Origin of the sequence: Streptomyces sp. NPDC048420 (assembly GCF_040651535.1) — a bacterium.
Taxonomy (GTDB): domain Bacteria; phylum Actinomycetota; class Actinomycetes; order Streptomycetales; family Streptomycetaceae; genus Streptomyces.
This window is the reverse complement of sequence record NZ_JBEZKG010000015.1, coordinates 249,548-256,083: the sequence shown is the minus strand read 5'-3', so window position 1 is coordinate 256,083 and position 6,536 is coordinate 249,548. Positions and strand designations below refer to the sequence as shown.

Genomic DNA, 6,536 nt, shown 5'->3' with positions numbered 1-6,536 from the left:
GCGAAGTCCAGCGCGATCTCCAGACCGTGCCCGGCAGCCTCCTGGACGAACCAGTCGAAGTCCTCCAGCGTGCCCAGGTCCGGGTGGACCGCGTCATGGCCGCCCTCCGGTGAGCCGATCGCCCACGGCACCCCGACATCCTCCGGCCCGGCCGACAGCGTGTTGTTGCGGCCCTTGCGGAACGTCGTGCCGATCGGATGGATCGGCGGCAGGTACACCACGTCGAAGCCCATCGCGGCGATCGCCGGCAGCCTGCGGGCCGCGGTGCGGAACGTGCCGTGCGGCCGCTCGGGCGTGCCCTCCGAGCGCGGGAAGAACTCGTACCACGAACCGAACAACGCCCGCTCCCGCTCCACCAGCAGCGGCAACGTCTCCGACGCGGTGATCAACTCCCGCAGCGGGTGGCAGGCCAGCGCCTCGTCCACGTCCGGGGTAAGGGCCCCCGCCAGACGGGTGGCGACCGGAAGCGAGTCGTCGGCGAGCGTCTTCGCCGCGGCCAGCAGTGCGGCGCGCTGCGGACCCTCCGGGACCCCGGCCGCCGCACGGGTGTACAGCTCGGCGCCCTCCTCCAGGACCAGGCCCGTGTCGAGGCCCGCCGGCACCTTGATGCGGGCGGTGTGCCGCCAGGTGCTCACCGGATCACTCCAGGCCTCCACGCGGTACGTCCAGTGCCCCTCGACATCCGGAGTGACCTCGGCGCCCCAGCGGTCGGTGCCCGGAGCCAGTTCCCGCATCGGCGTCCACGGGCTGTGCCGGCCCTCCGGGTCGGTGAGGACGACGTTCGCGGCCACCGCGTCATGACCCTCGCGGAACACCGTGGCGGTGACCTCGAACGTCTCTCCCACGACAGCCTTCGCCGGACGCCTGCCGGAATCGACGGCAGGGCGGACGTCGCGTACCGGGATGCGGCCGATGGCCGGGATGGAACTCATGCTCTCGCCTCCGCCGTGCCGGAGGCCGGGCACTGAGGGCGCCCGGCCGGGGATCGAACCTGCGCCGGAAGGTGCTACCTCCCTGCGGGGGAACGTTCCGCGGATCTCGGTGGCCCCCGTCTGGCGACGGCGCCGGCCCGCGGGAGATCGCTCTGCTCCTGGAGGTACGCCACCGCGCTGGTCCGCAGATAGCGCTCGGCCGCCTCGGCCGCCTCGCGTGCGCAGCGCTTGCCCATCAGGACGCACAGCGTGTAGCCCGAGTCCTCGAAGGTGCTCCGTACGGTGCGGTCGGCGGGCGAGGCCAGCATGACGCGCTCCCAGGCGCGATAGCGCCGCAGTTGCCGGGCGACTTCGGCTTTGGCCGGTAGCAGCATGGCGCCGTTCACCTTTCGAGGGCTGGAAAGATCCGCGACCCGCGCGATCTTCACTCATGGTGCACGGATAACGACTCAGCGTCTTGTTGGATCTTCAACCACCTCAGGGGTCTCTCAAGTTGCACGAATGGCGTAGCGCTCCCACTCTGGAGTCACTCTGAAGCGATCAGTGCTCACGCTCCGTGTTTCGGGGCCCGGCCCCGCGGGGGCCGGGAGGAGCGGAGCTTCGCCGGTGAGGAGCGAGCGACGATGAAGACCGCAGTGCCTTGCTACTACCACCTCGACGTGGAGGTCAGCCCGGAACGGATCGGGCAGGTCAGGCGCATCCTGGCCGCCCATCTGAGGCTCTGGGACCTGGAGACCCTGGTCGAGCCGGTCTGCCGCGGTGCCGTCCTGCTGCTGGAGGCCATCGACGAGCACGCGACGGACAAGAACACCTCGATCGAGCTGTGGTGGAACGGCCAGCACCTCATCACCGCGGTCGCCGAGAACGACTGCGAGCTGCGCCCGGACCTGGATCTGCGCGCCTGCCTGGAGCACATCGCGGCGATGAGCGACGGCTGGGGATGCTGTGCCACGGAGACCGGCAGCAAGGTGATCTGGTTCTCGCAGCGGGCCCGGTCCGGCGAGCGTGTCCCGCTGGTGCCGACGGCCCCCGCGCCCAGCCTGCGGGAGGTGCTCCAGGTGCCGCGCGAGATGCCGGTCGCGGCGCTGGCGGCCGCTGCCGTCGACGGCGGGCGCTGAGCGTGGCCGCGCCCAGGAAGAAGCAGCACAGGAACGGGAACCGGGTGTCCGCCTGGAGCGGGCACCCGTACCCGCTGGGCGCCTCCTTCGACGGCGAGGGCACCAACTTCGCGCTGTTCAGCGAGGTCGCCGAACGCGTCGAACTTGTCCTGGCCGACGAGAAGGGCGCCCACACCGGCGTTCCGCTGACCGAGGCGGACGGCTTCGTGTGGCACGGTTATCTGCCGGGCGTCGGACCGGGCCAGCGGTATGGCTATCGGGTGTACGGCCCCTGGCAGCCCGAGCTGGGGCACCGGTGCGATCCGGCGAAGCTGCTCCTCGACCCGTACGCCAAGGCGGTGGACGGGCGGACGGACAACCACCCCGCGCTGCGCACTCCCGAGGCCGACAGTGCCGGGCACACCATGCTCGGCGTGGTCACCGACCCGGCCTTCGACTGGGGCGACGACCAGCCACCCAGACGGCCGTACGCCGACAGCGTGATCTACGAGGCGCACGTCCGGGGCCTCACCCGCACCCACCCGGACGTGCCGCCCGAGCTGCGCGGTACCTACGCGGGTCTCGCCCATCCGGCGGTCATCGAGCACCTGACCTCGCTCGGTGTGACCGCTGTCGAGCTGATGCCGGTGCACCAGTTCGTGCACGACGGGGTCCTCCAGGACCGCGGCCTCGCCAACTACTGGGGGTACAACACGATCGGTTTCTTCGCGCCCCACAACGCCTACGCCGCCCACGGCACCCGGGGACAGCAGGTCACCGAGTTCAAGGCGATGGTGAAGGAGCTGCACGCAGCCGGTCTCGAGGTCATCCTCGACGTGGTCTACAACCACACCGCCGAGGGCAGCGAGAAGGGCCCCACGCTGTCCTTCCGCGGCATCGACAACGCCTCGTACTACCGGCTGGTGGACGGCGACTGGGGGCACTACTACGACACCACCGGCACCGGGAACAGCCTGCTGATGCGGCACCCCTACGTGCTCCAGCTGATCATGGACTCGCTGCGGTACTGGGTCACCGAGATGCATGTGGACGGCTTCCGCTTCGACCTCGCGGCCACCCTGGCCCGGCAGTTCCACGAGGTGGACCGGCTGTCGGCGTTCTTCGACCTCATCCAGCAGGACCCGGTGATCAGCCGCGTCAAGCTGATCGCCGAACCGTGGGACGTGGGGGAGGGCGGCTACCAGGTCGGCAACTTCCCGCAGCTGTGGTCGGAGTGGAACGGCATGTACCGGGACGCCGTACGGGACTTCTGGCGGGCCGAGCCGGACACCCTCGGTGAGTTCGCCTCCCGGCTGACCGGCTCCTCCGATCTGTATCAGCACAGTCGGCGCCGCCCCCGCGCGAGCGTCAACTTCGTGACCGCGCACGACGGTTTCACCCTGCGCGACCTCGTCTCCTACAACGACAAGCACAACGAGGCCAACGGGGAAGGCGGTCGGGACGGAGAGAGCGACAACCGGTCGTGGAACTGCGGGGCCGAGGGCGATACCGACGACCCGGCCGTTCTCGAACTGCGCGCCCGCCAGCAGCGCAACTTCCTCGCCACGCTGCTGCTCTCGCAGGGCATTCCGATGCTCTGTCACGGCGACGAACTCGGCCGCACCCAGGGCGGCAACAACAACGCCTACTGCCAGGACAACGAAGTCTCCTGGATCGACTGGGAGCTGACCGGGGACCAGCGCGAACTCGCCGAGTTCACGCGGTATGTGATCGGATTGCGTGCCGCGCACCCTGTTCTGCGCAGACGGCGCTTCTTCCGCGGTGAGACCGTGACACATGCGGGGCAGCCGCTGCCCGACCTGGTCTGGATGCGACCGGACGCCGGCGAGATGACCGAGGCGGACTGGCAGCGCTCCGACGCGCACTCGGTCGGTGTCTTCCTCAACGGCGACGCCATCGCCGAGCCCGACCCGCGCGGGCGGCGGGTGATCGACGACTCGTTCCTGCTGCTGCTGAACGGCCACTGGGAGCCCGTCGACTTCCGGCTGCCCGACCCCACGTACGGCGACCGCTGGACGACCGTGCTCGACACGGCCGAACCGCAGGGAGCCGACGAGGCGGAGCACAAGGCCGGTACGGAGATGACGGTCGAGGCGCGGAGCCTGGTCCTGCTGTCGAGGCCGTCCCGCGCGGGCGCCTGAACGACGAGTCGCCCGTCCTCAGCGCGTGCGGCGCGAGGTCACTGTGAACTGGGCGCCGTCGGGGTCGCGGAGAACGGCTTCGGTGCTGTCCTTCGACAGCACGCTGCCGCCGTGGACCTCCGCCGCCCTGGCACAGGCCGCCACGTCCGCGACCGCGAAGTGCACCTGCCAGTGCGGCCGGATCGCGGGATCGGGCGCCGACCCCAGGGCGCCGGACTCGATCCGGGCCACCACGTCGCCCCCGCTGCGCAGCACCACCTCGCCGCCCTCGTAGTGGACCTCGCAGCAGCCGGGGCGTTCCGTCGCCCAGTCGAGGACCTCGCCGTAGAAGATCGCGGCGTCGAACGCGTCGCGGGTGTGCAGGCGTACGAAGGCGGGCTGGGCGCGGCGCCACACCTCCCAGTTCGCGACGAGCTCGCCCTCCCAGACGCCGAACGTCGCACCGTCACGGTCGGAGAGCAGAGCCGCCCGGCCGGGCGGGAAGGACAGCGGGCCGACCGCCAGAGTGCCGCCGCGTTCCTGGACGCGGGCGACGGCCTCGTCCGCGCTGGGTACCGCGAAGTACGGCGTCCAGGCCACCGCCATCTGCCACATCGACGCCACCGCCGCGATGCCGGCCACCGGCGTGCCGTCCGCCAGCGCGACCCGGAAGCGCTCGCCGAGCTTGGCCGGCTTCCACTCCCAGCCCAGGACGGCACCGTAGAAGTCCTCCGTCATCTTCTGGTCCCGACTGGTCAGACTCACCCAGCAGGGGGCGCCGAACACATGGTGAGAGGAGACGACGTCTGCGGTCGCGGTGGGCTGTCTCGGATCGTGGTTCATGGCAGTCGCGTCCTGCTCTCGTCGGCCGGCGGCCACCGGGGGGTCTCCTACCAGTGTCCGCCCGGAACCGCTGCGGGCGCCTGCCGAGTACCCCGCCCGTGGCGCCGAAACGGTGGCTCGGCCCTTCCGCCCGCCCGGTGGCGCGGACCCGTCCGAGTGACAGGATGGATGCATGCCTGCCGTTCCGAACGACCCCGACGAGTCGAACCGGATCTTCGAACTGCAGGAGGAGATCGACCAGCTCAAGGAAGCGGTCTTCTCCCACGCGGTCGTGGACCAGGCCATCGGCATGGTCGTCGCGCTCGGCAGGATCACTCCGGACCAGGGCTGGGAAGTGCTGAAGGACGTCTCCCAGCACACGAACATCAAGCTGCGCAACGTCGCGGACATGATCCTCATCTGGGGGCGCTCGGGAGAGATGCCCCCGGAGATCCGGGCCGAACTCGAAGACGCCCTCGACCGCTACGGTCCGACGCAGATTCCGGGCGCGCCGCCGGAGTGAGGGCACCCGCGGACGGTCAGCCGGCTTCGGCCTGGACCTCCTCGCGCAGCTGGGCGAAGCACGTGCTGAGCAGCCGGGAGACGTGCATCTGCGAGATGCCGAGCTCCTCGGCGATACCACTTTGGGTCATGCCCCGGAAGAAGCGCAGGTAGAGGATGGTCCGCTCGCGCTCCGGCAGGGCTTCCAGACAGGGCCTGACGGCCACCCGGTCCACGACGACGTCGAAGGCGGGGTCGGGGCCGCCGAGCGCGTCGCCCAGGGCGTAGCCGTCGGTGCCGGGCATCTCCGCCTCCAGCGACAGCGCCGTGAAGCACTCCAGCGCCTCCGCGCCGGTGCGCACCTCGTCCTCAGTCAGGTGCGCCCGCTCGGCGATCTCGGCGACGGTGGGTGCCCGGCCGGGGATCTGGGCGAGCTCCTTCGAAGCCTGGCGGACGCGATTGCGCAGGTCCTGGACCCGGCGCGGTACGTGCAGCGTCCACATGTGGTCGCGGAAGTGCCGCTTGATCTCACCGGTCACGGTCGGCACCGCGTACGCCTCGAAGGCGCTGCCGCGCGCGGGGTCGTAGTGGTCGACGGCCTTGACGAGCCCGAGGGCCGCCACCTGGTAGAGGTCCTCGAGGGACTCCCCGCGGCCCCGGAAGCGGACGGCGATCCGCTCGGCCATGGGAAGCCAGAGTTCGATCAGCTCGTTCCGCAGTGCCGTGCGCTCCGGACCGTCGGCGAGCCCTGCCAGGCGTTCGAAGGCCGCGTTGGTGTCGGGGGCGTCGTCGTGCGGGTGGGGCTTCGATCTGGTGGCGACGGACATGTCGCGCACCTCCCTGAGCGGGTGCTGGATGGACAGACACGTGGGAGGCGCGCGCGGATCTTTGCGGGGACATCCGGGACCCGCTCGGCGGGCTCCCACGGACGTGCCTCCTGTCCGAAGCACTGCTCTGCGAATGCCCGCTTTCGAGCGATATAAAACAATTCTTGCTGAGCGTCTGATATGTGCTTGACTCGCTCTTGATCGAGATACCTCTGA

The 6,536-nt window shown here is 70.4% G+C and carries 7 protein-coding genes; 3 read left to right on the top strand and 4 right to left on the bottom strand.

Annotated elements, in window-relative coordinates:
• Together AB0D34_RS28855 and AB0D34_RS28850 are read right to left on the bottom strand one after the other, a co-directional pair.
• On the bottom strand, positions 1 to 932 hold a 932-nt coding region (locus AB0D34_RS28855; RefSeq protein ID WP_362666369.1), incomplete at its 3' end, for a maltotransferase domain-containing protein.
• Between the two features lie 74 nt (positions 933 to 1,006).
• The gene (locus AB0D34_RS28850) at positions 1,007 to 1,306 is read right to left on the bottom strand and encodes a DUF5133 domain-containing protein (protein WP_362666367.1); all 300 of its coding nucleotides are present in this window, start codon (positions 1,304 to 1,306) and stop codon (positions 1,007 to 1,009) included.
• A 249-nt stretch (positions 1,307 to 1,555) separates the two neighbouring features.
• On the opposite strand from AB0D34_RS28850, the gene AB0D34_RS28845 reads away from it, so the two are divergent.
• Together AB0D34_RS28845 and glgX are read left to right on the top strand one after the other, a co-directional pair.
• Positions 1,556 to 2,050, top strand: a complete 495-nt coding sequence (locus tag AB0D34_RS28845) for a pep a2 (protein ID WP_362666365.1) — start codon at positions 1,556 to 1,558, stop codon at positions 2,048 to 2,050.
• A gap of 44 nt (positions 2,051 to 2,094) precedes the next feature.
• Complete coding sequence (gene glgX, locus AB0D34_RS28840; RefSeq protein ID WP_362666363.1) at positions 2,095 to 4,191, top strand: glycogen debranching protein GlgX; 2,097 nt, start codon at positions 2,095 to 2,097, stop codon at positions 4,189 to 4,191.
• 18 nt (positions 4,192 to 4,209) lie between these two features.
• Here glgX and AB0D34_RS28835 read toward each other — a convergent pair whose 3' ends face one another.
• A complete protein-coding gene (locus AB0D34_RS28835; RefSeq protein ID WP_362666361.1) occupies positions 4,210 to 5,013 on the bottom strand; it encodes a VOC family protein in 804 nt (267 codons plus the stop codon).
• A 172-nt stretch (positions 5,014 to 5,185) separates the two neighbouring features.
• Here AB0D34_RS28835 and AB0D34_RS28830 point away from each other — a divergent pair, with 172 nt between their 5' ends.
• A complete protein-coding gene (locus tag AB0D34_RS28830; protein ID WP_362666359.1) occupies positions 5,186 to 5,515 on the top strand; it encodes an ANTAR domain-containing protein in 330 nt (109 codons plus the stop codon).
• A 16-nt stretch (positions 5,516 to 5,531) separates the two neighbouring features.
• Here AB0D34_RS28830 and AB0D34_RS28825 read toward each other — a convergent pair whose 3' ends face one another.
• Positions 5,532 to 6,320: a SigB/SigF/SigG family RNA polymerase sigma factor gene (locus AB0D34_RS28825; protein ID WP_362666357.1), complete on the bottom strand. Its 789-nt coding sequence runs from the start codon at positions 6,318 to 6,320 to the stop codon at positions 5,532 to 5,534.
• Positions 6,321 to 6,536: the final 216 nt, after the last annotated feature.